Annotated in this window: 23 protein-coding genes; 9 read left to right on the top strand and 14 right to left on the bottom strand. The window is 62.6% G+C overall.

The features are described 5' to 3' along the window. Positions 1-3: 3 nt before the first annotated feature. On the bottom strand, positions 4-732 hold the full coding sequence (lexA, locus tag I7X09_RS00720; protein WP_007735195.1) for a transcriptional repressor LexA: 729 nt from the start codon (positions 730-732) through the stop codon (positions 4-6). Positions 733-974: 242 nt separating this feature from the next. On the opposite strand from lexA, the gene I7X09_RS00715 reads away from it, so the two are divergent. Together I7X09_RS00715 and nrdR are read left to right on the top strand one after the other, a co-directional pair. After that, on the top strand, positions 975-1,715 hold the full coding sequence (locus I7X09_RS00715; protein WP_200315086.1) for a LysM peptidoglycan-binding domain-containing protein: 741 nt from the start codon (positions 975-977) through the stop codon (positions 1,713-1,715). Between the two features lie 195 nt (positions 1,716-1,910). Then, positions 1,911-2,408 carry a transcriptional regulator NrdR gene (nrdR, locus tag I7X09_RS00710; protein WP_095970738.1) on the top strand — a complete coding sequence of 166 codons (498 nt, stop codon included), beginning with the start codon at positions 1,911-1,913 and terminating at the stop codon, positions 2,406-2,408. Between the two features lie 287 nt (positions 2,409-2,695). Here the strand turns inward: nrdR and hrpA are convergent, their stop codons facing one another. Beyond that, a complete protein-coding gene (gene hrpA, locus I7X09_RS00705) occupies positions 2,696-6,601 on the bottom strand; it encodes an ATP-dependent RNA helicase HrpA (RefSeq protein ID WP_200315084.1) in 3,906 nt (1,301 codons plus the stop codon). 53 nt (positions 6,602-6,654) lie between these two features. Between hrpA and I7X09_RS00700 the strand changes: the two genes are divergently transcribed. Continuing rightward, positions 6,655-7,332, top strand: a complete 678-nt coding sequence (locus I7X09_RS00700) for a Pr6Pr family membrane protein (RefSeq protein ID WP_200315082.1) — start codon at positions 6,655-6,657, stop codon at positions 7,330-7,332. Here the strand turns inward: I7X09_RS00700 and I7X09_RS00695 are convergent. After that, entirely contained in the window at positions 7,303-7,620 is a 318-nt protein-coding gene (locus I7X09_RS00695; RefSeq protein WP_200315080.1) for a DUF2322 family protein, read from the bottom strand. The genes I7X09_RS00700 and I7X09_RS00695 overlap by 30 nt on opposite strands. A gap of 132 nt (positions 7,621-7,752) precedes the next feature. On the opposite strand from I7X09_RS00695, the gene I7X09_RS00690 reads away from it, so the two are divergent. After that, positions 7,753-8,976 carry an aminotransferase family protein gene (locus tag I7X09_RS00690; protein ID WP_200315078.1) on the top strand — a complete coding sequence of 408 codons (1,224 nt, stop codon included), beginning with the start codon at positions 7,753-7,755 and terminating at the stop codon, positions 8,974-8,976. 2 nt (positions 8,977-8,978) lie between these two features. On the opposite strand, the gene I7X09_RS00685 is transcribed toward I7X09_RS00690, so the two are convergent. Next, positions 8,979-9,245, bottom strand: a complete 267-nt coding sequence (locus I7X09_RS00685) for a hypothetical protein (protein ID WP_095970552.1) — start codon at positions 9,243-9,245, stop codon at positions 8,979-8,981. A gap of 17 nt (positions 9,246-9,262) precedes the next feature. Here I7X09_RS00685 and I7X09_RS00680 point away from each other — a divergent pair, with 17 nt between their 5' ends. Continuing rightward, the gene (locus tag I7X09_RS00680) at positions 9,263-9,961 is read left to right on the top strand and encodes a hypothetical protein (protein ID WP_095970551.1); all 699 of its coding nucleotides are present in this window, start codon (positions 9,263-9,265) and stop codon (positions 9,959-9,961) included. Here the strand turns inward: I7X09_RS00680 and I7X09_RS00675 are convergent. From I7X09_RS00675 to I7X09_RS00665, 3 genes are all read right to left on the bottom strand, one after another. Next, a complete protein-coding gene (locus I7X09_RS00675) occupies positions 9,947-10,627 on the bottom strand; it encodes a PhzF family phenazine biosynthesis protein (RefSeq protein ID WP_095970550.1) in 681 nt (226 codons plus the stop codon). The genes I7X09_RS00680 and I7X09_RS00675 overlap by 15 nt on opposite strands. A gap of 80 nt (positions 10,628-10,707) precedes the next feature. After that, entirely contained in the window at positions 10,708-11,247 is a 540-nt protein-coding gene (locus I7X09_RS00670; RefSeq protein ID WP_003942122.1) for a carboxymuconolactone decarboxylase family protein, read from the bottom strand. Positions 11,248-11,249: 2 nt separating this feature from the next. Then, positions 11,250-11,837 carry a peroxiredoxin gene (locus I7X09_RS00665; RefSeq protein WP_095970549.1) on the bottom strand — a complete coding sequence of 196 codons (588 nt, stop codon included), beginning with the start codon at positions 11,835-11,837 and terminating at the stop codon, positions 11,250-11,252. Positions 11,838-12,066: 229 nt separating this feature from the next. Here I7X09_RS00665 and I7X09_RS00660 point away from each other — a divergent pair, with 229 nt between their 5' ends. After that, complete coding sequence (locus tag I7X09_RS00660) at positions 12,067-12,987, top strand: hydrogen peroxide-inducible genes activator (RefSeq protein ID WP_095970736.1); 921 nt, start codon at positions 12,067-12,069, stop codon at positions 12,985-12,987. Positions 12,988-13,015: 28 nt separating this feature from the next. On the opposite strand, the gene I7X09_RS00655 is transcribed toward I7X09_RS00660, so the two are convergent. Together I7X09_RS00655 and I7X09_RS00650 are read right to left on the bottom strand one after the other, a co-directional pair. After that, positions 13,016-14,416 carry an FAD-binding oxidoreductase gene (locus tag I7X09_RS00655; protein ID WP_200315076.1) on the bottom strand — a complete coding sequence of 467 codons (1,401 nt, stop codon included), beginning with the start codon at positions 14,414-14,416 and terminating at the stop codon, positions 13,016-13,018. A 121-nt stretch (positions 14,417-14,537) separates the two neighbouring features. Continuing rightward, the gene (locus tag I7X09_RS00650; RefSeq protein ID WP_200315074.1) at positions 14,538-15,386 is read right to left on the bottom strand and encodes a LysR substrate-binding domain-containing protein; all 849 of its coding nucleotides are present in this window, start codon (positions 15,384-15,386) and stop codon (positions 14,538-14,540) included. A 56-nt stretch (positions 15,387-15,442) separates the two neighbouring features. Between I7X09_RS00650 and I7X09_RS00645 the strand changes: the two genes are divergently transcribed. Then, positions 15,443-15,850 carry a DUF5997 family protein gene (locus I7X09_RS00645; protein WP_095970546.1) on the top strand — a complete coding sequence of 136 codons (408 nt, stop codon included), beginning with the start codon at positions 15,443-15,445 and terminating at the stop codon, positions 15,848-15,850. 54 nt (positions 15,851-15,904) lie between these two features. On the opposite strand, the gene I7X09_RS00640 is transcribed toward I7X09_RS00645, so the two are convergent. The 3 genes from I7X09_RS00640 to I7X09_RS00630 all read right to left on the bottom strand — a co-directional run bounded on the left by I7X09_RS00640 (position 15,905) and on the right by I7X09_RS00630 (position 20,614). Next, on the bottom strand, positions 15,905-18,409 hold the full coding sequence (locus I7X09_RS00640) for a DEAD/DEAH box helicase (protein WP_095970545.1): 2,505 nt from the start codon (positions 18,407-18,409) through the stop codon (positions 15,905-15,907). A 26-nt stretch (positions 18,410-18,435) separates the two neighbouring features. Next, on the bottom strand, positions 18,436-19,473 hold the full coding sequence (locus I7X09_RS00635; RefSeq protein WP_007732813.1) for an alpha/beta fold hydrolase: 1,038 nt from the start codon (positions 19,471-19,473) through the stop codon (positions 18,436-18,438). A gap of 181 nt (positions 19,474-19,654) precedes the next feature. Then, entirely contained in the window at positions 19,655-20,614 is a 960-nt protein-coding gene (locus I7X09_RS00630) for a proteasome assembly chaperone family protein (protein WP_200315072.1), read from the bottom strand. Between the two features lie 355 nt (positions 20,615-20,969). Between I7X09_RS00630 and I7X09_RS00625 the strand changes: the two genes are divergently transcribed. After that, the gene (locus tag I7X09_RS00625) at positions 20,970-21,725 is read left to right on the top strand and encodes a sensor domain-containing protein (protein WP_124569738.1); all 756 of its coding nucleotides are present in this window, start codon (positions 20,970-20,972) and stop codon (positions 21,723-21,725) included. A 155-nt stretch (positions 21,726-21,880) separates the two neighbouring features. Then, entirely contained in the window at positions 21,881-23,008 is a 1,128-nt protein-coding gene (locus tag I7X09_RS00620) for a DUF4192 domain-containing protein (RefSeq protein WP_200315070.1), read from the top strand. Here I7X09_RS00620 and galE read toward each other — a convergent pair. Further along, entirely contained in the window at positions 23,005-23,994 is a 990-nt protein-coding gene (gene galE / locus I7X09_RS00615) for a UDP-glucose 4-epimerase GalE (RefSeq protein ID WP_095970541.1), read from the bottom strand. The genes I7X09_RS00620 and galE overlap by 4 nt on opposite strands. 11 nt (positions 23,995-24,005) lie before the next feature. Further along, positions 24,006-24,692, bottom strand: coding sequence for a metal-dependent transcriptional regulator (locus tag I7X09_RS00610; RefSeq protein ID WP_003942150.1), 687 nt, complete (start codon positions 24,690-24,692; stop codon positions 24,006-24,008). Positions 24,693-24,861: the final 169 nt, after the last annotated feature.

Below are 24,861 nucleotides of genomic sequence, written 5' to 3'. Positions count from 1 at the left end.
AGCTCAGATCTTCCGCATGACGGTGACAACCTTGCCCAGGATGACAGCGTTGTTGCCGGGAATCGGCTCGAAGAGGTCGTTGTGCGGCATCAGCCACACCTCCTTCTTCGTGCGCTTGAACGTCTTCACAGTGGCTTCGCCGTCGATCATTGCGGCCACGATGTCACCGTTCTCCGCGACGTTCTGCTGACGGACGACAACCCAGTCGCCATCGCAGATCGCTGCATCGATCATCGACTCGCCGACGACCTTGAGCATGAAGAGCGAACCCTGGCCGACGAGTTCGCGGGGGAGTGGGAACACATCCTCCACCGCTTCCTCGGCGAGGATCGGTCCGCCGGCAGCGATGCGACCCAGGATGGGGACGAACGCCGGCTCCGGTAGCGGGTCGGCGCTGTTGTACTCGCCCGAATGCTTCGACACGGATGCGATGGCGGTATCGGCTGCAACTTCGTCGAGGCCTCGAACATCGACCGCGCGAGGGCGATTGGGATCGCGGCGAAGGAAGCCCTTTCGCTCCAACGTTCGCAGTTGATGTGCGACGGACGAGGTGGAGGTGAGCCCCACCGCATCGCCGATCTCGCGAATGCTGGGCGGATACCCGCGCTCCGTCACCGAATCGCGGATCACTTCGAGAACGCGCCGCTGACGCTCGGTGAGCGTCTCGCTCGACGGAGACGGAACTGCAGAAGCTCCTGCCTCCGCGGCTGTGCTGGAGCGATCGTCCTTCATGGCCTGTTGCCTCCGTGTCTGAAGAAGTCGTGCCTGAAAAAGTGCCTGGTGCACATCACGCAGAAACCTGTCGGTGCCTCCTGCCAACATTCGAGCTGTCGACAAACACGGAGGCTTTCGCAAATTCCCGCTGTGTGGTCTGACACGAATCTAGCCGGATTTGCTCGCGGTTTCAAACATCTGTTCGATTCGTGTCGCTCCAAGTAGAGACATTGTCGGCCAGGCGTGGTAGAAATTCGAACATGCGTTCCATCGAACGCATGATCGAACACATCGATCGGTGTCGACCAGCGGAGGTCACGATGGGTAACGCAGCACTGCAAAGCAACAGGATTTTCGACGACGCGATTGGTGTCGACGCGTTTGGTGTCGACGCGATTGGTTTCGACGGCACGTCGGCACTGAAGTACCACCCCTCGTTCTATGGGCCTGATGGTGGGTCCGATGCTGACGTTGTGTCATTCGAACGGCGCGGTACGGCCGAAATGCGGGGTGTGGCCAGGTATGTCGACAACGAACCGCAGGCGGCCGTCGTTCGCCGTGTTCCGGCGGTGGGTGCGGTTTCAGGTTCGCGGTCATTGCGTGAGTCTCCTCGCCGGTGGGACAGCGAGCACGATTCGTCGCGCCCGTACGGAGGAAGTTTTGCGCACCGAAACCGAGTCGGTGTCTCACGGGTCGAACATGAAGTGGCTGCCGAGGACGTCAGCTGGAAGACAGTGTTCCTGGGCGCCGTATTCACTGCACTGGCAGTGTTGGCGTTGGTGGGGATCGGCGCTTTGTCGAGTGGTGATGTAGCTGCGACACACGGCGCGACCGAAGTGGTTCGCGTTGCCGCGGGTGAATCCCTCAGTGATATTGCTGCCAAGGTTGCGCCTGGCCAGGCTGTCGGTTCGGTGATCGAGCAGATCATGGATCTCAATGCGATGTCGAGCTCCGGGCTGTCCGTTGGGCAAACTCTGATCGTGCCGGTCTCGGGCCGCTAACCGTACCCCTCCCAGGCGGGGGGCGTACCGAGCGTGAGAGCAGTCGGTTCACAGCGAGTAAGCTGTCCACTTGACAGTCCCACCACCTCGGGTGGTCGCGTTGAGTACGTGGATCTGCTCTGTAAATCGTCGGAGGATTTGCAGTCGGTAGCGAATCTGAGTTGCGGCCATTTCGGCGACAACGAAGGAACCCCGATGCATTGCCCGTTCTGCCGGCACCCTGATTCCCGAGTGGTCGATTCACGCGAGGCCGACGAGGGCCAGGCGATCAGGCGGCGCCGTTCGTGCCCCGAGTGTGGACGTCGATTCACCACGGTCGAGACGGCAGTTCTCTCGGTCGTGAAGCGCAGCGGCGTGACGGAGCCGTTCAGCCGGGAAAAGGTTGTCAAAGGTGTGCGTCGCGCATGCCAGGGCCGCCAAGTGGACAACGACTCGCTGAATTTGCTGGCCCAGCAGGTCGAAGATGCCGTACGTGCATCGGGTTCTGCCGAGATTCCCAGCAACGAGGTAGGGCTCGCGATTCTCGATCCGCTTCGAAATCTCGACGAGGTTGCGTATCTGCGATTCGCTTCGGTGTACAAGTCCTTCAGTTCCGCCGCGGATTTCGAACGTGAGATCACCGACATGCGCGAACATGCCGAGACCCGTGACGCCGACAAGGCTCCCGGCGCCGAGCCCGTTTCCGTCGACTGAGGCCTTCGACTTAGGTAACGCTCAGAGCACGGAGCGGGCACTAGGTAACGCTGAGAACACAAAGCGAACAATCGAACAAATCGGGCAAGTTATTCGCTTAGTGTCTACCAGGTACGTTCGTCCGCATCTCGGATCTTCACGGAGGCGTTATGAACTTAGTTGCAGTTCTCGGAGTCGTGAACAGCCTGGTAACCCTCGGGTTCGCCAACACTGTTGCCACCTTTGGCGGTTTCCTCACCAACGTCAACATTCAGACAATCTACTGATCGCGCAGTCCTCGTCGAACATCAACGCTTGATCGCTTCGATAGCTTTCAGGACTCGCTTTTCGGATATCGGTGTGGGTGTACCGAGGGACTGCGCAAACAGACTCACGCGCAGTTCTTCGATCATCCAGCTGATCGCGTCGACGTCCCTGGCCGTGCGTCGCTCTTCGGGAAGTGAACTCAACAACCGGTCGTACGCTGCGTACACCCGGTCGAGGACATCCATCGCCTGCTGATCTCGTTGTGCGCTTGCAGGCAGAGCTTCGAGACGGAATTTTGCTGCGGCAAGATACCGCGGCAAATCGCGTAGGCGCGCTGAGCCCAATTCGGCGACGAAACCCGGAAAAAGCAGTGAGGTCAACTGCTCTCGGACGTCGTCGGCTGCCTCCCCGCGTGAGCGTTCGAGGACGACGCTCAGTTGGTGGGCGTGTTCGAGGATCGGAACAATCATGCGCAGGATCGCGGAAACGCGCCCGGCCAGTTCGGAGCGTGCGATCTTCACCAGGGCGTCGAAGGCCTCAGGCGTGCGCACCGGTCCACCGTGGGCTGCAATCACTTCGTTGGCAGCTGCCACTCGGCAATCCTCGACGAGGGCCTCCAAGCCGCCGTCCGGATTCTGGCCGAGCGCCAGACGCTGCGCGTTCGACAATCCGGCGGTCACTGCCTTGAGTTGGGTGGGAACGGCCGCCAGGAGAAGCGCCCGAGTGCCTTCCCGCATCGCCTGCGCCTGCGCAGCCGGTGTACTCAGGACACGAACGGCAACTCCGCCGTTTTCCGGCACCAGTGCCGGGTATCCGGTTACCTGCTGCCCGCCGATGGAGCGAGTGATGGTCGGTTCCAACGCGCCGAGTGTCTCGGATGTCCAGACGGTTGCCGCTGCCCGTTCGGTACCGGTTGCCGCCTTGGCTACTTCTTTCTGCACGCGCGGGGCGAGCACGCGTCGCAGCTGCGCCAGATCCTTACCCTTCGCGAGAACCTTGCCCGATTCGTCCTCGACGACAAACGTCATCCGAAGATGGTCGGGCAGCGCGGCGGGATCAAAGTCCTTGGCGTCGATCTGGATCCCGCCCAAGTGCGAGAGTTCACGGGCCATTGCGGTCATCAACGGCTCGGATCGAGGTTTGACTGCTGCCAACGCTGCGGCGGCGTAGTCGGGTGCCGGCACGACAGCGCGTCGAATGTTCTTGGGCAACGTCTTGATCAGAGCGGTAACCAGGTCGACGCGCATACCCGGGACCAACCAGTCGAAGCCGACCGGCTGAAGTTGCGCGAGCAGGCCGACCGGGATGTGCGCGCTGACGCCGTCGTCATCCTTTCCGGGTTCGAATTGGTAAGTGAGCGGAAACTGCATGTCGCCCTGGCGCCACGCGTCCGGGTACTCGCCACCGAGGACTGCAGCGGCGTCGGAGTTGACCACGGTTTCCGGTGTGAACGTCAGCAGACTCGGATTCTTGCGCCGCTCAGTCTTCCACCACTGGTCGAAATGCTTGGCGGACACGGCTTCCTGGCCGATACGTTCGTCGTAGAACTCGTAGAGAGTCTCGTCGTCTACGAGGATGTCGCGTCGGCGCGCGCGGTTCTCGAGTTCCTCGACGTTGTCGAGCAGTGCGCGGTTCTCGTGGAAGAACTTGTGGTTCGTCTGCCATTCCCCCTGCACCAGCGCATGGCGGATGAAGAGATCGCGGGAGGCCTCGGGATCGATTCGCGAGTACGTCACTGCGCGGCCGGTCACGAGGGGAACTCCGTAGAGAGTGACCCGCTCGTATGCCATCGCCGAGCCTCGCTTGGAGGACCAGTGCGGTTCGGAATAGGTCCGTTTCACCAGGTGCGGGGCGAGCTTTTCGGCCCACTCGGGTTCGATACGCGCGGACATGCGCGCCCACAGCCTCGACGTTTCCACGAGTTCGGCGGCCATGACCCAGCGTGGTGGCTTCTTGAACAGTCCCGATCCGGGGAAGATCGCGAAGTGGCTGCCCCTGGCGCCGAGGTAGTCCCGCTTCTCGCCCTCGCGTAGCCCGATATGCGAGAGCAATCCGGCGAGGAGCGACTGATGGATCGCGTTCTCGCTTGCCGGCGTCTCTCCTACTGTCCAGCCGAGACCGCGGGTGATCTGCCGGAGTTGCCCGTGCAGATCCTGCCATTCGCGGATCCGGAGCCAGTGCAGGAACTCGTTCCGGCACATCTTGCGGAACTGGTTGGAGGACAGATCGTTACGTTGTTCGCGTAAGTAGTCCCACAGCTTCAGGTAGGCCAGGAAGTCGGAGTTCTCGACATTGAACCTGGCATGCTTTTCGTCGGCTGCCTGCTGGAACTCGGCGGGCCGTTCGCGAACGTCCTGAATGGACAGTGCCGCGACGATGACAAGGGTTTCGTGAAGGCAACCGTTGTTCTTGGCTTCCACCAGCATTCGTGCCATCCGCGGATCCACCGGAATCTGGGCCAACTCGCGGCCGACGGGCGTCAGTTCGGGGTGGCTGGCCTCGGAACCTCGCGCGATGGCGCCGAGTTCTTCGAGGAGTCCGATTCCGTCCTTCACCGCGCGCTGGTCCGGCGGTTCGACGAAGGGGAAGGCCGCGATGTCGCCCAGGCCGAGAGCCGTCATCTGCAAGATCACGGATGCGAGGTTGGTTCGCAGGATCTCCGGTTCGGTGAATGCCGGCCGTGACTCGAAGTCCTCCTCGGAGTACAGGCGGATGCAGATTCCTTCGGCGACGCGGCCGCAACGCCCGGAGCGCTGACGCGCCGACGCTTGGGAAATCGGTTCGATCGGCAAGCGCTGCACTTTGGTGCGTACCGAGTACCGCGAAATGCGCGCCGTTCCTGGATCGACGACGTACCGAATGCCGGGAACGGTCAGCGAGGTCTCCGCCACGTTGGTTGCGAGGACGACGCGTCGGCCGGTGTGCGGCGAGAACACCTTGTGTTGTTCGGCGGCCGACAGCCGCGCGTACAGCGGGACGATTTCGGTGTTGCGCAGATGCCGATCGCGTAAAGCGTCTGCGGTGTCGCGAATTTCGCGTTCGCCGGAGAGGAAGACCAAGATGTCGCCTTCGCCCTCCGCGCTCAGCTCGTCGACAGCCTCGCAGACCGCGTCGACGGGATCGCGGTCGAAGGTGATGTCGCCGGATTCGACAGTCAGTGGCCGGTAACGCATTTCGACGGGGAACGTTCGCCCGGATACCTCGACGATCGGCGCGGGCTTACCGTCGACAGCGAAGTGCTCGGCGAAGCGTTCGGGATCGATGGTCGCCGACGTGATGATGACCTTGAGGTCGGGTCGGCGGGGGAGCAGCTGAGCCAGGTACCCGAGGATGAAGTCGATGTTGAGGCTGCGTTCGTGCGCTTCATCGATGATCAGCGTGTCGTAGCGTCGGAGCATACGGTCGCGCTGAATTTCGGCGAGGAGAATGCCGTCGGTCATGAGCTTGACGTAGGTGCGATCCGAGACCTGATCGGTGAACCGCACGGTGTATCCGACGGCGTCGCCGAGTTCGGTGTCTAGTTCTTCGGCGATACGTTCGGCAACGGTGCGGGCTGCCAACCGGCGCGGCTGTGTATGTCCGATCAGTCCGCGGACGCCACGTCCGAGTTCGAGACAGATCTTCGGGATCTGGGTTGTCTTACCCGAGCCGGTCTCGCCGGCGACGATGACAACCTGATTCTCCGAGATCGCGGTCGCGATGTCGTCCTTGCGCTGACTGACGGGCAGGGCTTCGGGGTACGAGACCGCAGGAACACTGACTGCGCGGGCAGCCAAGCGTGTGCGTGCCTTCTCGATTTCTTCGGCCAGCGCCACCAGAGCGTCTGGTGTGCGGGCGCGGTCGAGTTTGCGACGGAGTCGACTCTCGTCGCGGAGTGAGACCTGTGCCAGCGCGCTCTTCAGGTCACTCCGCTTGGGGGAGAGCGGGGCCGGTGGTGTTGTAGACATGCTGATGACAGCCTATCGAACGCGTTCACAACTACCGCTCGCAGATCGTTTTGATGTGCAAATATCGTCGAGTGACGACAAATACCGCAAATGAGGCTGCTGCACCGGTCGCGTCGACGCCTGTTGCCGTGCGAGTACTTCGCCTGTTGTTCGCGTTCTACGGACTCACGGCGCTGCTGTGGATTCCGATTCGAAACGCCGACGGATTCTCGTTGTCGAACTATCTGAGCTACTTCACCATCGAGAGCAACATCCTTGCGGTGATCGTATTGCTGGTCGGCGCCCTTCGGGATCCGCAGTCTCGGACATGGCAGTCGGTTCGCGGTGCGGTGACGCTCTACATGGTGATCACCGGAATCATCTACGCCGTACTACTGGCGAACATCGACGTCAATTTGAACGACGCGTGGATCAACTCGGCGCTGCACCGCATTCTTCCGCTGGTGATGCTCCTCGACTGGGTGTTCTTCGCTTCGAGGCACAGGATCTCCGAAATTCGCTCGCTGCAGTGGCTGCTGTTTCCGGTGATCTACGCGGTGTACACGTTGATTCGAGGGCCGATCGTCGACTGGTATCCGTATCCGTTCATGGATCCTCGCCACCAGGGCTATCTGGCCCTGTTCATCGGATTTGTCGTACTGGGCATCGCGATGGCCCTGATGGCGTTGGCGGTCAATGCCGTCGGACGGTTGGGCGCCGGGCTACGCGGACGGAACGCTGCGAAGTCCTAGTGGATTGCCGGAGGCGAGCACCTGCTCGAGGCGGTCCACGTTCGGGTGCTTGCCGGGGTTCGATCGCGCGTCCTCGGTGTGCTCGGCGAAGATCGTCAGTCCTGCTGTCGCGGCTTCGGGTGTCAGGGCGCCGTAGACCTCGGCAAGATGGTTGTACACCTTGACCGAGCCGGACTTTCCGGGCTTGTTCTCGACGGTGTCGATGACGGTTCCGTCGGCGTCGAGTACCTCGATGGCGGCCAGATGATCGATGGTGGGCAGTGCGGCGAGATTGTCGGCAAAAGTCACGGTCGACAGATTACGTGTGTACCCGGAAATGCCGGTGCCCGGCGAGCGCCGTCGTGCGCCGATTCCCGGTGTCGATATAGTCGCAGCACATCGTTTGCACACCAGCATCGTTTGTATTCGAAGGGGACAATGATGGCTTCGGCATTGTGGCACGGGTTCGCGGACATGGGCGCTGTGGAGAAGAACGGCGCGTTTGTCGTCTCTCGCGGTGAGGGCGCGTACATCTGGGACCGCGAGGGCACTCGGTATCTGGATGCGACGGCGGGCCTGTGGTTCACCAATGTCGGGCACGGGCGCACGGAGATCGCGGACGCGGTGGCGGCTCAGTTGTCGAAGATCGCGCATTTCTCCAACTTCGGTGATTTTGTTCCCGAGACCACGCAGGTGTTGGCGGAGCGGTTGGCGACGATCGCGCCGGTTGCCGGGAGCAAGATCTTCTTCACCTCGGGTGGTTCGGATTCGGTGGACACTGCGGCGAAGCTCGCTCGCCGGTATTGGCATGAGGTGGGGCAGCCGGAGAAGGCGATCATTGTCGGTCGTCAGAAGGCGTACCACGGAATGCATGTTGCGGGAACGGCTCTGGCGGGTATTCCGGTGAACCGTGAGGGTTACGGCGAGCTGATGGCGGATGCGGCGACGGTCGGTTGGGATGATGCGAAGAGTCTGCTCGAGTTGATCGAGAGGATCGGTGCGAACAAGATCGCCGCGTTCTTCGCGGAGCCGATCATCGGTGCGGGTGGGGTGTATCTTCCGCCGGAGGGGTATTTGGCGGAGGTGCGTGACATCTGCCGTGAGCACGACATTCTGTTTGTGGTCGACGAGGTGGTGACCGGTTTCGGTCGTATCGGTGGTGAGTGGTTCGCGTCTACTCGTTTCGATTTGCAGCCTGACATGATGACCACGGCAAAGGGTTTGACGTCGGGTTATGTTCCGATGGGTGCGGTGTTCATCGCGCCGCGGGTGGCGGAGCCGTTCTATGCGGGTTCGTGGTGGCGTCATGGTTACACGTATGGCGGGCATGCCGGTGCTGCTGCGGCGGCGATGGCGAACCTCGACATTGTCGAGCGTGAGAATTTGCTCGGGGAGTCGAAGCGTCTGGAGGCGTCGTTGCATACGCATCTGCAGCCGTTGGCCGAGCATCCGCGGGTGGCGGAGGTTCGTAGTGGGCTCGGTGCGGTCGCTGCGGTGCAGTTGGCTGATCCGGCGGAGGCTTTGCCGTTCGTGAAGACGTTGCGTGAGCACGGTATTTCGGGTCGCGCGGCGGGTCAGGGTGCGATGCAGATTTCGCCGACGTTCGTGATGACCGATGATCAGGTCGCGGAGATGGCAGCAGGGATCCTCGCAGCCCTCGGATGAGTTCAGTTGCGGCGCCGGAAGAGCTTCTCGATTCGGCGCCGCACTGCGTTGGGTGCAGGTTCGAGTTCCAGAACTTCTTGCTCCGACTGCTTGGCGTAGGCCTGGGTGTACCGCTCGTGCAATACCGAGCGAATCTCGTCCGGGGAGTAGGCCCGACGCTGGCGTTCGCCGCGCGCGACGAGGACCCCGGTGGCGGCAATGCCCATGGCACCAGCGAGGCCGACCAGTTTCCAAACGTGCGAGGCGCGCAGAGGAGTAGGGAGTTTCATCCCTCTACGCTAGAGGCATGGACCGACGATTGCTTTCGCAGGTGAGTCTCGACGAGGCCGCCGCGGCGACCCGCACGGGCGACATCTGGATCTTCCGCGGAGAGTCGACGGCCGACCGGGCCATCCAGACGCTGACCAACAGCCCGGTCAATCACGTGGGAATGTCGGTGGTGATCGACGACCTTCCGCCGCTGATGTGGCATGCGGAACTCGGTCACTCGCTGCAGGACATGTGGACCGGACGCTTTCAGCGTGGTGTCCAACTGCACGATCTGAGGTCGGCGGTTCAGGTGTGGGGCGCCAAGTATGGGCAGCGCGGATGGTTGCGCCAGCTCGACCACGAGATCACCCGTGAGCAGGAAGACGCTCTGCTCAAGACGATCGCGCGACTGGACGGCACGCCGTTCCCGTCGACGGCCAAGCTCGCCTCACGCTGGTTCGGGGGCCGAATCCCGAAGCTGCGCAAGAAGTCCGACGTATCGGCAGTCGCCGCCGAGAGCGCCTACTGCGCCGAAGTGGTTGCCAAGACCTATGAAGCGATGGGTCTGCTTGTCGGTAATCGTCGGATCAACTGGTTCGACCCGGGCAAATTCTGGAGTGGAGATCAGTTGCCCCTCGCACCGGGAGTCGCGCTCGGTGACGAGATCTCGGTGACTCTCAGCGCAAGTGACCTCGAGGCCGGACGCAATCCCGCCGGGTACTCACAAGGTTCGTGACGGCTCGGCGACGACGCGGCCGCCGACTTCGAGCCACCCTTCGGGGGAGAAGGTGGTGTGAAGCACCGATCCGCGTCCCTGGGTGATGAGCAGTGATTTCCTCAACCGGTCCGTGATGCGTAGCGCTGCCGATCCGGTGGCCTCGTCCTCGGCGATTCCCATCACCGGTGCGAACATGCGTGCGCGGATGGCAGCTTCGAGCTTGTCCTGCCATGCCCACAGATACGAATGATCCGCCTCGTAGTCGGACGGATCGGCGTCGATGACGTCGTCGACCGTGTCCATCGGATAGATCGCGAATTCCGGTGCCCACTCGGCACGCGCGCGTACCCATGTGAGAGCGCCGGATTGGCGGACGTCGACACTGCCGGCGGGAACGTCGAGGGCGGTCACGCGGCGGCCCTGCTCGCCCAGCCACCACGTGGCACCGACGGTCGGGTGCCCGGCGAAGGGGAGTTCTGCTGCCGGAGTGAAGATCTGAGCCCGGGCACGCGAGGCGCCGTCATCCGGTACGTCGATGAAGATGGTCTCGCTGTAGTCGAGTTCCTTCGCGACGGCTTGTCGATCCGATTCTGCAACCGTGGATGCGTCGACGATTCCCAGCGGATTGCCGTGCTTGCCGTTCTCGTCCGTGAAGACCCGGACCACACTCACCTCGATACCCATCGGTCCACCCTAGCGCGCGAAAAGCCCTCCCCACCTTCACGGTGGGGAGGGCTCGTCGAACTGCAGTCGGGTCCGAGTGATCAGACCTGTGCGGCAGAGAGGATCTCGTTGGCTTCGACAGCCTGTGCGACGCCCGCGACGATGGAACCGGCGCGGATCGCTTCGAAGATGACCTCGCGGTCGACACCTTCCTGGCGGAGGGTGTTCTCGTGAGCTTCGAGGCAGTGGTTGCAGCCGTTGATCGCGGACACTGCAAGCGACCACAATTCGAAGTCGGCCTTGTCGACGCCCGGGTTGCCGATGATGTTCATCCGCAGGCCGGCACGAAGGTCGTCGTACTTACCGTCGAGGTAGCCCTTGGTGCGGTAGAAGACGTTGTTCATGCCCATGATCGACGCTGCGCCGAGAGCGGCGTTGTACGCCTCTGCCGACAGGTTGTCGGCAGCCTCGGATGCAATCTCCTTGAGCGTGGACGCAGACTTGGTGGCTGCGGCCGTTGCGAGGAGCGTTCCCCACAACTGCTGCTCGTTCAGGACCGTCGTGCGCGCAATGGAACTCAGGTTGAGCTTGAGGTCCTTCGCGTACTCGGGAAGCGAGTTCTTGAGGTTCTCGACGCTCATACTCAGACGCTCGCAGTCAGGAGTTCGCCGGCGTTGATGGTCGGGTCGCCCTTCTTCCAGTTGCATGCGCACAGCTCGTCGCTCTGGAGAGCGTCGAGGACGCGGAGAACCTCGTCGACGTTACGGCCGACGGAACCGGCTGTGACGGAGACGAACTGGATCTCGTTGTTGGGGTCGACGATGAACGTCGCGCGGTCTGCAACGCCGTCGGCGTTGAGGACGCCGGTGGCCTCGGCAAGCTCGCGCTTGAGGTCCGAGAGCATCGGGAAGGGGAGGGTCTTGAGCTCTTCGTGCTGTGCACGCCACTGGAAGTGCACGAACTCGTTGTCGACGGAAGCGCCGAGAACCTGAGCGTCACGGTCTGCGAACTCGTCGTTGAGCTTGCCGAATGCAGCAATCTCGGTGGGGCACACGAAGGTGAAGTCCTTGGGCCAGAAGAAGACGATGCGCCACTTGCCTGCGTAGTCGTCGCTGGTGACGGTGGTGAAGTAGTCATCGGGCTGCTGGGCATCGACCTTGGACAGGTCGCCGCCGATGACAGCCGTGAGGTTGTAAGCGGGGAACTGGTCGCCGATTGTGAGCAGAGCCATGTGTCTCATTCTCCTACGTGTCTCGTGAACAGGAATTTCTTGCGCACACGATCCGGCTGTTCGGATTGTGACGGCCGAACGTGCTGGATCGAGAGGGTTTGTCACCGTCAGCGGGTCGGACGGTTTCGACTGGAGTGTCGAGGTTGTGACCGGCGCTTTTTGGTATGAGTCCATTCTGCATCAAACCGTTCAAAAGGTAAAGGTGATGGGTGGCACTACACTGATAGGCATGTCTGATCAGACTTATCAACCTTCCTTGTCACAGCTGCGTGCCTTCGTGTCGGTGGCCGAGTATCGGCACTTCGGTACTGCCGCAGCACGTTCCGGTGTGAGCCAACCCACACTGTCCCAGGCGCTGGCGGCGCTCGAGGCGGGCCTGGGGGTCAAGCTGATCGAACGGAGTACGCGGCGCGTGCTCGTGACTGCGGACGGGCAGCGCTTGCTCGGTCAGGCCAAGCAGATTCTCGAGGCTGCCGACGGTTTCGTCGCGAGTGCCGCCGGCTCCGGCGACTCTCTGACCGGACCGCTCCGCATCGGGTTGATCCCGACCGTTGCGCCCTACATTCTTCCGGGGTTGTTGCCGGAGCTGCGCGACAAGCTGCCGTCGTTGGCGCCGCAGATCGTCGAGGATCAGACGGCGCGCCTACTCGATGCACTGCGATCGGGAGCGCTCGACGTAGCTGTGTTGGCGCTTCCTGCCGGAACGCCCGGCCTGGTGGAAGTTCCTGTGTACGAAGAGGATTTTGTGATGGTCGTGCCGGACGATCACTCCTTGGCCGGACGTGTCGATCTCACGGTGGACGTGCTCGACGCGCTGCCGTTGCTCTTGCTCGACGACGGCCACTGCCTGCGCGACCAGACGTTGGATCTGTGCCGTTCCGTAGACGCTCATCCGCTTGCCGGCGACACGCGGGCGACGTCGCTCGCGACGGTCGTGCAGTGTGTGGCCGGGGGACTCGGGGTGACTTTGGTCCCGGAATCTGCTGTTGCAGTGGAGGTTCGACGCGGAGATTTGTCGACGGCGCGCTTCGCATCGCCGGCTCCAGGTCGCACGATCGGCGTCGTGTTCCGCTCTTCGAGTGGCCGAGCAGAAGGATTCCGTCAGCTGGCCGAGTTGGTCCGTTCGGTCAGCCCGACAGTTCCTCGATGACGTAACTCGTTCGACGTCGACGTGAAAGCTAGTCGGATGAGCCTTCTTTCACGGCAATGACGGCTCCGGGATTGAGAATTCCCAGCGGGTCGAGCGCATCCTTGACCTTGCGATTGAGGGCCATGACGTCGTCACCCAATTGTGACGGCAGCCAGTCGCGCTTGAGTCGACCGACCCCGTGTTCGCCGGTGATCGTGCCGCCGAGCGCGATGGCGAGATCCATCACCCGTCCGAATGCGATCTGTGCGCGTTCGGTCATGTCCGGATCTGCGGGGTCGAAAACGATGAGCGGGTGTGTATTTCCGTCTCCGGCATGCGCCACCGTGCAGATCAGGACTTCGAGGTCGTCGGCGATGGCTTCGACCCCGGTCACGAGCTGGGGGAGTGCGCGCATGGGAACGCCCACGTCTTCGAGAAGCAGACTTCCCATCGCGAGCACTGCCGGGAACACTGCCCGCCGTGCTGCCGCAAAAGCGTCACCCTCGGCCTGATCGTCGGTGGCGAATACCTCGGTGGCTCCGTTGTTTTCGCACGCCTGAACAATCGTCTCGATTTCCAGCACGCCTGCCGCGCCGGGTGCGTCGGACTGCGCGAGCAGCAGTGCGTGAGCCTTGCGGTTCAGACCCATGCGTACCGAATCCTCGACGGCATTGATGCTGGCATGATCCATGAACTCGAGCATCGCCGGACGCATGTTGCCGGTGATCGCCAAGACCGCGTCGGCAGCCTCTTGTAACGAGTCGAACGACGCGACGACGGTTGATGCGGGCGGCTGCGCGGGAATCAAACGCAGGGTGATTTCCGTGATGATGCCGAGAGTTCCCTCACTACCCACGAACAGTTTCGTGAGTGAGAGTCCGGCGACGTCCTTGAGAAGGGGGCCACCGAGGCTGACCGCTGTCCCGTCTGCCAGCACGACCCGAAGTCCGAGAACGTAGTCGGTGGTTACTCCGTACTTGACGCAGCAGAGTCCGCCGGCGTTGGTGGCTGCATTGCCGCCGATGGAACAGATCTCGAAGGACGAGGGGTCCGGCGGGTACCAGAGTCCGTGCTCTGCGGCTGCTTTCTTGACCTCCGCATTCATCAAGCCGGGCTGAGTAACGGCCACACGGGCAACCGGGTCGATCGTGATCTGTCGCATTCGCTCGGTGCTGACCACGATGCAACCGTCGACGGCGCTGGATCCACCGGAAAGGCCCGAGCCGGCACCTCTGGGAACCACCGGTACGCGGTTGGCGGTTGCCCATCGCATGACTGCTTGGATGTCTTCCGTGCACGTTGCGCGAACCACGGCAGCGGGGTGGCCGGCGGTCGGATCGGCAGCCCAGTCCTGGCGGTAGCCCGCGGTCAGGTCAGGATCCAGCAGGACGGCTCCCTCGGGGAGTGCCGCTACCAATTCGTCGAGGGCTGAAGAACTCGCGGGAGTCATACTCTCATCATGCTCGACGGAGTTCGACGATGCGCCGTTTCGCGGCCCGCAGCGCGGTTCACTCGCGCCTGAACAGTTCAGCGATGTCAGGCAACGATCTTCCGAGTTGCCGGCTGAATCCCTAGCGGCCCTTCTGCTTTCCGGAGAACCGGCCACCCGAACTCTTGGTCCCACCGGACTTCCCGCTACCCGATTTGCCGCCCGCCTTGGCCTTACCGGAACCGGCGTTGCGTCCGGAAATGTTCTTCGCGGTGCCGGCGCCCTTCGCCTTCTGACCGTTCTTGGCAGCTTCTGCACGACGCTCACGGGCCGCGATCTTGGCTTTCACGGAACCCTTGATCTTCTCGGCCGGCTCGCCGTTCCGGCCGCGGGAACTTTGTGCCGTGCGGCCTCGCACGATGCCGATCAGTTCCTCGACCAGATCTGTGGTCTTGGACTCCATCCATGCCAAAGCCACGGGAGCCTCGGGCGCACCGTCCACCGGACGGAAGGTCAGGTCCTTGCGATGGTGGAACCGCGCCAGCGAATGTGGCACGACGACAACGCCGACGCCGGCGGCAACCAATTCGATCGCGTCGGCGATGCTCGCGGGTCGCTCGGCGGCGGTCTTTCCGGGACGGGTCGGCCAGTCGAGTCTGTCGTCGAGAGGATCGAGCACTATCTCGTCGGCCAGATCGTCGACGGAAATCTGATCGACAGTAGTGAACACGTGATCTTTCGGTACCACCACCACCGGGGTTTCCGCATACAGCGAGATGGCGCTGATGCCGGTCCGGTCGATCGGCAGGCGAACCAAACCTGCATCTGCTTCACCTGCGCGAAGTGCAGCTTCGAGTTCGAGAACCGGGAACTGAACCAGTTCCAGACGCACCTCGGGAAGCCGCTCGTGCCACACCCGGACCCACTTGGTGGGCGTCACCCCCGGGGCGTACGCGAGTCGAAAAATTGCCTGACTATCCGCACCTGTCACCAGGCAAGGCTACCGCCTTGGTAAAAGCACCCGTATCGGCTGGTTACTCTTGTTGCATGACGTCGAACAAAACTCCCCAGACGATGAAGCCGACGACGGCTGCCAAGAAGCTGGGTGTGTACCTGGAAGCAACACCTGCGCAGTTCCAGGAAGGCGACGTGACTCGTGACGAACTGACCGCGCTGCAGACCGATCCGCCGGAGTGGCTGCTGGAGCTGCGACGCACCGGACCGCACCCTCGCCCGGTCATCGCTGCCAAGTTGGGCATCTCGATCGCCGGTCTCGCTCGCGGCGGCGTCGAAGAGGCACTTACCACGGATCAGATCGCCGCACTCCTCGAAGAGAAGCCCGACTGGCTCGAGAAGGAACGCGCTGTTCAGGCCGACGTGCGGGCCGAGAACGTTCGCATCAAGGAAAAGCGCGCTGCTCGTCGTAATCAGCCGCGGAAGGCTCGAAGGGGCTGAAAGCCCCCTGTGCGCCCTACTGGTAGCGACCACTATCAGAAAGGCGCACAGGCGCTAGCCTTCTACGACGCTCAGCTCGTCGAATACGATTTCACCCGCGGCATCCGATTCCGGGATGTCGACGACGGCAAGCAGTGCCCATCCGTGATCGCCCTCCGGGTCCTCGAGCACCTGCCGCACCCGCCAGAACTCACCCTCTTCGGTGACTTGGAAGAGCGCCGGCCCGCGCGCCGACGGTCCGGTTCCGATGGTTGCGTACTCCTCGAAGTACGGGAGTAGTTGCTCTTCCCACTCAGCGGCGTCGATACCGTCCTCGAGGTTTTCCAGCTCGTTCCACTGCCGACGCGATGCGAGATCGATGCGTCGGAACATCGCATTGCGCACCATGACGCGGAATGCGCGCGGGTTCGCCGAGATGGGCCGGGGAATGTCGGCGCCGAACGCCACCTCTTCGGTGTCTGCTTCGGCTCCGGGGTCGGTAAGTGACTCCCACTCGTCGAGAAGGCTCGAGTCGACCTGACGGATCAGCTCGCCCAACCACTCGATGATGTCTTCGAGTTCCTCGGTGCGTGCCTCCGTCGGGACGGTTTGCCGCAGGGCGCGGTACGCGTCGGCGAGGTAGCGCAGGACGAGGCCCTCGGATCGGGTGAGTCCGTAGTGGCTGATCAATTCGGCAAACGTCATGGCGCGTTCGATCATGTCGCGCACCACGGACTTGGGGGAGAGGGCGAACTCCGTGATCCACGGGTGGCCGCCGCGATACATTTCGAAAGCCGGGAACAGTAAGTCCGACAACGGTTTCGGCCAGGTGACCTCTTCGAGAAGCTCCATGCGCTCCTCGTACTCGATGCCGTCGGCCTTCATCTGTGCCACCGCTTCGCCGCGAGCGAAGTGCTGCTGCGCCATGAGCACCTGACGCGGATCGTCGAGCGTCGACTCGATGATCGAGACGACATCGAGTGCGTAACTGTCGGATTCGACGTCGAGGAGTTCGAATGCCGCCAAGGCGAACGGCGACAGCGGCTGGTTGAGCGCGAAGTCGCGCTGCAGGTCCATCGTCAACCGTGCCATCCGGCCGTGCTCGTCAGGTTCGTCGAGGCGCTCCACGATCCCGGCGCTGAGCAATCCGCGATACAGCGAGATCGCTTTGAGGATGTGCTTGCGCTGCGCCGGCCGCGATTCGTGGTTGTCTTCCAACAGGTGCCGCATCGCGTCGAAGCAGTTGCCCGGTCGGGCAATGACATTGAGCAGCATCGAGTTGCTGACCGAGAATCGTGACACCAACGGTTCGGGCGATGCCGCGACCAATCGGTCGAACGTCGCTTCGCTCCAGGACACAAACCCCTCGGGAGCCTTCTTGCGTTGAATCTTCTTGATCTTCTTCGGATCGTCGCCCGCCTTGGCGACGGCCCGCAGATTCTCCACCTCGTGTTCCGGTGCCTGGACGACAACGGTGCCCATCGTGTCGTAGCCCGCACGACCCGCGCGGCCGGCGATCTGATGGAACTCGCGGGCTTTCAGATGCCGTGTGCGGACGCCGTCGTACTTGGCGAGACCGGTGAGCAGTACCGTGCGGATCGGGACGTTGATGCCGACGCCCAGAGTGTCTGTACCGCAGATGACCTTGAGAAGGCCGTCCTGCGCGAGAACTTCGATGAGCCGTCGGTACTTGGGCAGCATGCCAGCATGGTGAACGCCGATGCCGTGCCGGACCAGGCGAGAGAGTGTCTTTCCGAACCCGGTGGTGAAGCGGAAACCGCCCAATGCTTCGGCGATCGCTTCCTTCTCTTCCTTGGAACAGAAGTTGACGCTCGTCAGTGCCTGGGCGCGTTCGAGAGCGGCGGCCTGCGTGAAATGCACGATGTACACGGGGGACTGGTTGGTGGTCACCAGATCTTCGATGGTTTCGCCGACCGGCGTGGTCGCGTACGAGAACATCAGGGGCACGGGGCGTTCCGTGCCGGAGACGACGGTGGTGGGCTTACCGGTGCGACGCGTCAGATCTTCGGAGAAGAAATCGACCTCACCGAGGGTTGCCGACATCAAGAGGAACTGGGCGTGCGGCAACTCGATGAGCGGAACCTGCCACGCCCAACCTCGATCGGGTTCGGAGTAGAAGTGGAACTCGTCCATCACGACCTGGCCGATATCGGAGTTCGGGCCCTCTCGCAGTGCGAGATTCGCGACGATCTCCGCCGTCGCACAAATGATCGGCGCCGACGAGTTCACGGCGGCATCACCGGTCATCATGCCGACGTTCTCGGCACCGAAGACCTCACAGAGCGCAAAGAACTTCTCGCTCACCAGCGCCTTGATCGGCGCGGTGTAATACGTACGCTTGCCGAGCGACATCGCATAGAAATGCGCGCCGATCGCCACCATCGATTTGCCGGACCCGGTCGGCGTCGCAAGGATCACGTTTGCACCCGAGACCAACTCCATGACGGCCTCTTCCTGGGCCGGATAGAGCGTCAACCCTCGTTCGAGGGTCCACGAGGAGAAGGCGTCGAAAACGGAATCAGGATCCGCGTTGTCGGGGAGAAGTTCCGTCAGCAGCACTCGTACAGGCTAGCCGCAACCGCGGATCAGGTTGCGCTTCGCTCGTCCGAGCCCATGGCGTCGAGCACCGCCATGCGGGTGGACGACGTTCCGGTGATGGTGTTCTCGCCGACCCCGGAGATCAGCATGTGACGCCAGCGGGCCTCGTCGAAGACGAGTGGTGCGGTGCTGGAAAGAAAATCTTCGACGATCTGCAGGAAACGCATCGGATCGTCGCGGAACGGGAAGTGGCCCGAGCCGCGGAAGACTTCGAGTCGGGAGTTGGGCATGGCCGCATGCGCGAGGTGCGCGTGGGAGACCGGAATGACGGAGTCGTCGTCGCCCCAGATCAGTTGAACGGGCAGATTCTCGGTCAGATAACAACGGTCGAGCATCGTGACGACCTGTCCGCGCCAGTCCACCACCGCCCGCAGGGTACGAAGGTACGCCTCGTAGGCCGTGGGGTCGGGGAGATCGGCGAGCACACGAATCAGGTCGGGAGTGTCGTGCAGCATGGTGCCGGGACGCAGATTTGAACCGTGCACGACGCCGGCAAGGTTTCCGGCCATTCGGACGAGCGGCATCGCTCCAGGTATCCGGAGCAGTTTGACGACCTCGTTGACCACCGGAACGGACATGAGGCGCAGCAGTGGGTGGACGTCCTTGGTGACGCCACCGGCCGAGACCAGCACGAGGCGATCCACCATGTGTGGGAATTGGTAGGAGAATTGCATCGCGACGCCGCCACCGAGTGAATGCCCGATGACAGTGACGTGCTCGATGCCGAGCGTCGACAGGAGATCACGCATGCCGTTGGCGTACGCGGCTACCGAATAGTCGGCGCGCGGCTTGTCGGAGCGGCCGTGACCCAACAGGTCAGGTGCGATGACGGTGTACTTCTTGGCGAGGTGGGGAATGATCTCGGTCCACGTCGACGAGTTGTCGCCGATTCCGTGCAGGAGCAGTACTGCCGGGCCCTCTCCGGCTATCCGAAATGCGCGTCGGTAGCCGTGAATGGTCCGGAACATCATCCGAGGTTCCTCGTCGGGGACCGGTCGGAGCTGACGGTTCCGTGGTCTGCTCATGTCGCCTCCTGGCTCAGCGTGAGACCACGTTGACTGTCTGCTCCAGTTGTTGAGCCGTCAACGAAAATCTCACAGAGTTCGAGGCTATCCGACGGATGTGTCCTGAACAACAGCCCAGGTAACGGAGGGGTTGCGGAATGCGCACAATGTCGAATTATGCGCCCCGCCCGTCACATTTTGGTCAGATGTCGCCTCGACCGGCGTCTCCAGCTGAGCCGAAGTCGTCGTTCCCAGCCTGTTCGGCCAGGAACTTTTCGAACTCCGCGCCGATCTCGTCGCCGCTGGGGAGGTCGGCTTCTCCAGCTAGAAGTGACGACTGCTGTTCCTGGGCGGCCACGAAAGTGTCGTATTGCCGCTCCAAAGCGTGGACTACAGTCTGAACTTCTTCGTTTCCGGCTATGTGCTCGTTAACCTGTTCTCGAACGCGTGCCGCGGCCTCACCCAGTGCCGCCAGCGGAAGTTCCAGATCCGAAACCTCGGAGACGTTTTCGAGCAAAGTCTCGGCGGCGCCGGGGTAATCGGTCTGCGCGAGGTAGTGGGGAACGTGAACCGAGAAGCCCATCGCCTCGTGCCCGTGCTGAGACATACGAAGCTCGAGCAATGACGATGCGCTGCCGGGAACCTGCAGTTCACCTGACCAGCGCTGATGGTCCTGGATGAGGTCCTTGTTGGTCGAATGTGCTGTCACGCCCAGCGGTCGGGTGTGCGGGATTGCCATCGGAATGGCGTTGAGCCCGATGGTTCGACGCACACCGAGCTGTTCGGACAACAGACGAACGGCTGTGGTGAACCGCTCCCACTTGAGGTCCGGTTCCATCCCGGCAAGCAGCAGGAAGGGCGTGCCGGCCGTATCGCGCAGCGCATACAGATTGAGCGCCGGAGCGTCGTAGTCGGAGAAATGATCGGCCTTGAACGTCATCGTCGGTCGGCGCGAGCGGTAGTCGATCAGCTCGTCGACAGCAAACGACGCGACAAGCTCGGTTTCCAGGCTTTCCCGCAGATGCGTCGTCGCCAATTTCACGGCGTGACCGGCGTCGGAGTAACCCTCGAGTCCGTGAATCAGGATCGGTCCCTGGCCGTCGGCAGCCGCCAAGTGGGGCGCCGGAAATTCCAGCTCGTACATCCTCGACTGTTCGTCCATCGCAGTCCCCTTCGCTCTTCGGTCTTGATCTCAAGTGTCCACTATCGGCGCACGCTCGACAGCATCGGAGTCGGGTGCCCGACAGCACTGGATCAGACGTTCATCGGTAAGAACACCGAGTCGGTGACCGATCATTCCCGATCCGACGAGACGGGCGTTCGCCGAGAGCGAAGCCGAGCGGTATCTTTCGACACTTGTCCTGGGCGTTCGGTAGATGTCGGGTGCGCGGCTTCGGACATGGCAGAGTGGAACACAAGGTCGGCACGACTGATTTGTCCGAAATGGATTGGTCGATTGTCGGGATCGGTCGAGTGCGGAGGCTTACATGCGGGTGTGTCCACGATCGTCCAGGCGAGTGGCCGCAAGCTCCCTTGCAGCAGTGGCCGCGGTTGCACTACTCGCGGGCTGCTCCGGGTCGGTCCAAGGAGCACCCGTTCCGGACTCCGCGCCGGCGACTGCCGGTGTGACCGACAGCGGCTCAGCGGCGCCGAGTACGACGGCTGCCCCCAAATCCTCGTCGCCGAAATCTACCTCTCCGAAATCAGCGGCACCGTTGTCCGAACTTCTGCTGACTCCCGAGGAATTTCCCGAGCCCTTCGGCGCTGTTGTCCTGCCCCCGCAGGCTGTTCCGATGGCAGCGCCGGATCTGGTCGGCGTCCCACGCGGTGCCACCGTCGATCCATCCGAATGTGAGCCACCGGAACAGGATTACGGTCCGAACGGGACCGTGATGGCGGTCGGGACCGACAATGCGACGAGGGCAACGATTTCGGTCGAACTCACGAAGGTCGACGCACCCCTGGACGAGTTGGAAGCGCAAACTCGGCAGTGCCCGTCCATGACCGTCACTGCGAACGGCGTCACGACAACAGTGACGACGGAAATTCTTCCGCCCTCGCCGATCGATGCCGACAAGACGATGTCGCTGCGCCGCACTGTCGTTTCCCCCAAAGCTGCAGCCGGCGATCAGACGATGCTGACGTTGATTGCGCAGGTGGGCGACGTGCGGGTAGCGACGACACTGATGACGTTCGGTTCGGCGACGCCGTCGACAGCACCTCTGGATCAGGCATTCACCGCCGCTGTCCAGAAGGTCAAAGCGGGTAAGTGATTCCGCAGCATACGGGTCCGACAAGGATCGGATCGCCCCGTTGTGTCGGGGCACTTCGTCCACAACAATCGCGGTAATCCACAGACGACTTCGACGTGGGTGTTTCCCCTGGTCGAGTAGATGGCGGCGTCGGGGTGATCGGCCAGGGTCTGTGCATGACCACATCACCTCTTCCGGGAGAATTCGAATTCTCCGACGACGACCTCACCCTTTTCGGCTGCGTCGAACGTGTTTCCGATCCAGGCGAATTGATTGCGGCAATACCCGCCCTCCTGGGATTTCATCCGTCCAACTCCGTCGTTGCGCTGTCTCTGATGGGCATCTCCGCCTCGACGCTCGGCCCGGTGATGCGACACGACTACTTTCCCAGTGTCAGGGGAAAGCCCGCGAGGCAGATGAGTGCAGCGCTGCGCCAGTTCGCCTCCGTGTGTGACAGGGAAGGAGCGCGTGCGGTCGTTCTCGTGGTGATCACCGATTACTCGGCAGCTGAAACTCTGATCGATGAAACCATCGAGCTGGCCGAGGTATTCGAAGACATGCTCGGCGGAACCTGCGTCGGGCTGGCTGACGTATTGTGCACGGCCGCAATAGAATCTGGCCAACCGTGGACGAGCGTCACGCGTTCGATTCACCGGGGCACTCTGCCCGACCCGGCATCTTCGTCGGTTGCGGCGGCACAGGTGTTGGGCGGGAGGGTCATTCGCCGTTCGCGTGAGGAACTGGTCCGGTGGGTACACGGTGCCGCTCGCAATCACGAGGTGATTGCGGAACTGATCGCGAGCGGAAGGGAATCGGGTATGTACGGAGGGGGAGTCGACGGCGAGGACCCGGTCCAGGACCGGGTCGATCTGGTGCTGAAACATATTCGTCGTGTGGAGGGAGGAGATCACCCTGACCCGCAGGAATGCGCCGATCTTGTGGTCGCGTTGATGGACGTTCACGTGCGCGACGTGGTGCTGGGTCTGGCGATCACGTCAGTTGCGGCGGCCGCCGAGCAATTGTGGCTTGCGCTCACCCATGAAGTGCCTTGTCCCGAACGCGCTTGGCCGGCAACACTTCTCGGCTTCTTTGCATACGTTCGCGGTGACGGCCCTCTGGCCGGTGTGGCGCTGTCGGTCGCACTGTCGGCCGATTCGGAACACACCTTGGCCGGATTGCTGGACTTGTCCCTTCAATCCGGCGTGCACCCCGACGGGATCCGTGACCTTGCGGCCGTCGGATTGTCCATCGGGGAATCGCTCGGAATCGCCGGCTTGCCGCCGGCACTGCCGAGCGGAAGCTAGCGAGCAGCGTGTGAGCGATCGCCCAGATCCTGGAGGAACTGCCACGCATCGGCGACGATGACGTCGAGATCGGTACGCGTGGGCGTCCAACCCAACTCGGCAATCGCCTTGTCGCTCGATGCGATGAGGACCGCGGGATCGCCCAGGCGTCGCGACGCGTCTTCGACGTTGATCGGCAGGCCGGTGACCCGTGCACAGGCAGCGATCACCTCACGCACGCTGAAGCCGGCACCACTTCCCAGGTTGTAGATGCGGTGCTCGCCGGGAACCGAGGATTCGAGCGCCAGTAGATGCGCTTCGGCGAGGTCGAGCACGTGGATGTAGTCGCGTACTGCGGTGCCGTCCGGCGTGGGCCAGTCGGTTCCGAAGACCGAGATCTTGTCTCGCTGCTCGAGTGCGACCTGCAGCACGAGTGGAATCAGGTGGGTTTCGATCACCCGGTTCTCGCCGGCGGACTTGTACGCACCCGCGACGTTGAAGTAGCGCAAGCTGGTCGCGCCCAGGCCGTGGGCGATCGAGTACGAGGTGATCGCATGATCGATCGCGAGCTTGGTCGCGCCGTACGGATTGGTAGGGCGGGTCGGAGCCGTTTCCACGATGGGGGACTGCTCCGGCTCGCCGTACGTTGCGGCGGTGGAAGAGAACACGAGCCGGGGAGTGCCGGAGAGACGGATCGCCTCGAGCAACTCGATGGTCGTGACGACGTTTCCGCGCCAGTACTTTTCGGGGTGCAGCACCGATTCGCCGACCAACGACTGCGCTGCGAAATGCAGTACGCCGTCGAAAACGGGTGAACCCGCACTACCGAGGACCTCGGCGGCCAGCGCCCCGACGTCCCCTTCGATGAACTCGGCACCGGCGGGCACCGCGTCGGCATTTCCCGTGGAGAGGTCGTCGATGACGACAACCTCGTGTCCACGCTCGAGCAACACAGTGCTGCACACACTGCCGACGTAACCGGCGCCGCCGGTGACCAGGAGTTTCATCTACTACTTCCTCAGACCTGCTTGACCTGAACGGCGTGAGCCATTTCCTCGGACAGGTCGAACCCGCTGTGACCCGGCACGATGATGGTCACCGAGCCCGGACGGGTTTCGACCGTCACCCTGGCGTCGGGAACGACGCCGGCGTCACGCAGCTGCGCGATCACCTCGGGATCGGACTGCACGTGTTCGGCCAGTCGCCGAACGACCACCGCCGTCTGTGCGCCGTGCGGAATGTCGGTCAGACGCACCAACGTTTCGGTGGTGGCAACCGGGCCGTCGAGTCCCAACTGGTCCAAGCCCGGAATCGGGTTGCCGTAGGGCGACGTCGTGGGGTTGTTCAGAACGACGACGAGTCGACGCTCGACCTCCTCGCTCATCACGTGCTCCCAACGGCATGCCTCGGCATGTACGTCTTCCCATTTGAGACCGATGACGTCCACCAGCAGGCGCTCTGCCAGCCGGTGCTTACGCATGACAGAGATCGCGAGATCGCGACCCTTGTCGGTGAGTTCCAGATGTCGATCGCCGGCGACCATCAGCAAGCCGTCGCGCTCCATACGCGCAACTGTCTGGCTGACGGTGGGTCCGCTCTGTTCGAGCCGTTCGGCGATCCGCGCCCGGAGTGGGACTACGCCCTCTTCTTCCAAGTCGTAGATCGTCCGGAGATACATCTCCGTGGTGTCGACTAGATCCTTCACACTCAACCCCTTCGTCAGTTGATCATTCTACCGTTCAGTTCGTGGTTCCGGTGCCGCCTCCACTGCGGCGAGTCCAGCGCGTGTCCGAATTGGATTCGTGTCACTCGATCTCTGTCTCCGTAGCGGGCCACGAGTGTGGTGTGCAGCACGAAACGAGAAGGAAGTAGCG

The sequence above is a fragment of the Rhodococcus sp. P-2 genome (genome assembly GCF_016598535.1).
GTDB classification, from domain to species: domain Bacteria; phylum Actinomycetota; class Actinomycetes; order Mycobacteriales; family Mycobacteriaceae; genus Rhodococcus_F; species Rhodococcus_F baikonurensis.
This window is presented reverse-complemented; position numbering and strand designations above follow the sequence as displayed.

What these genes read in the sequence shown, in the direction of transcription:
- lexA (WP_007735195.1), bottom strand. Translation starts at nt 732, where the DNA reads ATGAAGGACGATCGCTCCAGCACAGCCGCGGAGGCAGGAGCTTCTGCA.
- I7X09_RS00715 (WP_200315086.1), top strand. Translation starts at nt 975, where the DNA reads ATGCGTTCCATCGAACGCATGATCGAACACATCGATCGGTGTCGACCA.
- nrdR (WP_095970738.1), top strand. Translation starts at nt 1,911, where the DNA reads ATGCATTGCCCGTTCTGCCGGCACCCTGATTCCCGAGTGGTCGATTCA.
- hrpA (WP_200315084.1), bottom strand. Translation starts at nt 6,601, where the DNA reads ATGTCTACAACACCACCGGCCCCGCTCTCCCCCAAGCGGAGTGACCTG.
- I7X09_RS00700 (WP_200315082.1), top strand. Translation starts at nt 6,655, where the DNA reads ATGTGCAAATATCGTCGAGTGACGACAAATACCGCAAATGAGGCTGCT.
- I7X09_RS00690 (WP_200315078.1), top strand. Translation starts at nt 7,753, where the DNA reads ATGGCTTCGGCATTGTGGCACGGGTTCGCGGACATGGGCGCTGTGGAG.
- I7X09_RS00685 (WP_095970552.1), bottom strand. Translation starts at nt 9,245, where the DNA reads ATGAAACTCCCTACTCCTCTGCGCGCCTCGCACGTTTGGAAACTGGTC.
- I7X09_RS00680 (WP_095970551.1), top strand. Translation starts at nt 9,263, where the DNA reads ATGGACCGACGATTGCTTTCGCAGGTGAGTCTCGACGAGGCCGCCGCG.
- I7X09_RS00675 (WP_095970550.1), bottom strand. Translation starts at nt 10,627, where the DNA reads ATGGGTATCGAGGTGAGTGTGGTCCGGGTCTTCACGGACGAGAACGGC.
- I7X09_RS00670 (WP_003942122.1), bottom strand. Translation starts at nt 11,247, where the DNA reads ATGAGCGTCGAGAACCTCAAGAACTCGCTTCCCGAGTACGCGAAGGAC.
- I7X09_RS00665 (WP_095970549.1), bottom strand. Translation starts at nt 11,837, where the DNA reads ATGGCTCTGCTCACAATCGGCGACCAGTTCCCCGCTTACAACCTCACG.
- I7X09_RS00660 (WP_095970736.1), top strand. Translation starts at nt 12,067, where the DNA reads ATGTCTGATCAGACTTATCAACCTTCCTTGTCACAGCTGCGTGCCTTC.
- I7X09_RS00655 (WP_200315076.1), bottom strand. Translation starts at nt 14,416, where the DNA reads ATGACTCCCGCGAGTTCTTCAGCCCTCGACGAATTGGTAGCGGCACTC.
- I7X09_RS00645 (WP_095970546.1), top strand. Translation starts at nt 15,443, where the DNA reads ATGACGTCGAACAAAACTCCCCAGACGATGAAGCCGACGACGGCTGCC.
- I7X09_RS00635 (WP_007732813.1), bottom strand. Translation starts at nt 19,473, where the DNA reads ATGAGCAGACCACGGAACCGTCAGCTCCGACCGGTCCCCGACGAGGAA.
- I7X09_RS00630 (WP_200315072.1), bottom strand. Translation starts at nt 20,614, where the DNA reads ATGGACGAACAGTCGAGGATGTACGAGCTGGAATTTCCGGCGCCCCAC.
- I7X09_RS00620 (WP_200315070.1), top strand. Translation starts at nt 21,881, where the DNA reads ATGACCACATCACCTCTTCCGGGAGAATTCGAATTCTCCGACGACGAC.
- galE (WP_095970541.1), bottom strand. Translation starts at nt 23,994, where the DNA reads ATGAAACTCCTGGTCACCGGCGGCGCCGGTTACGTCGGCAGTGTGTGC.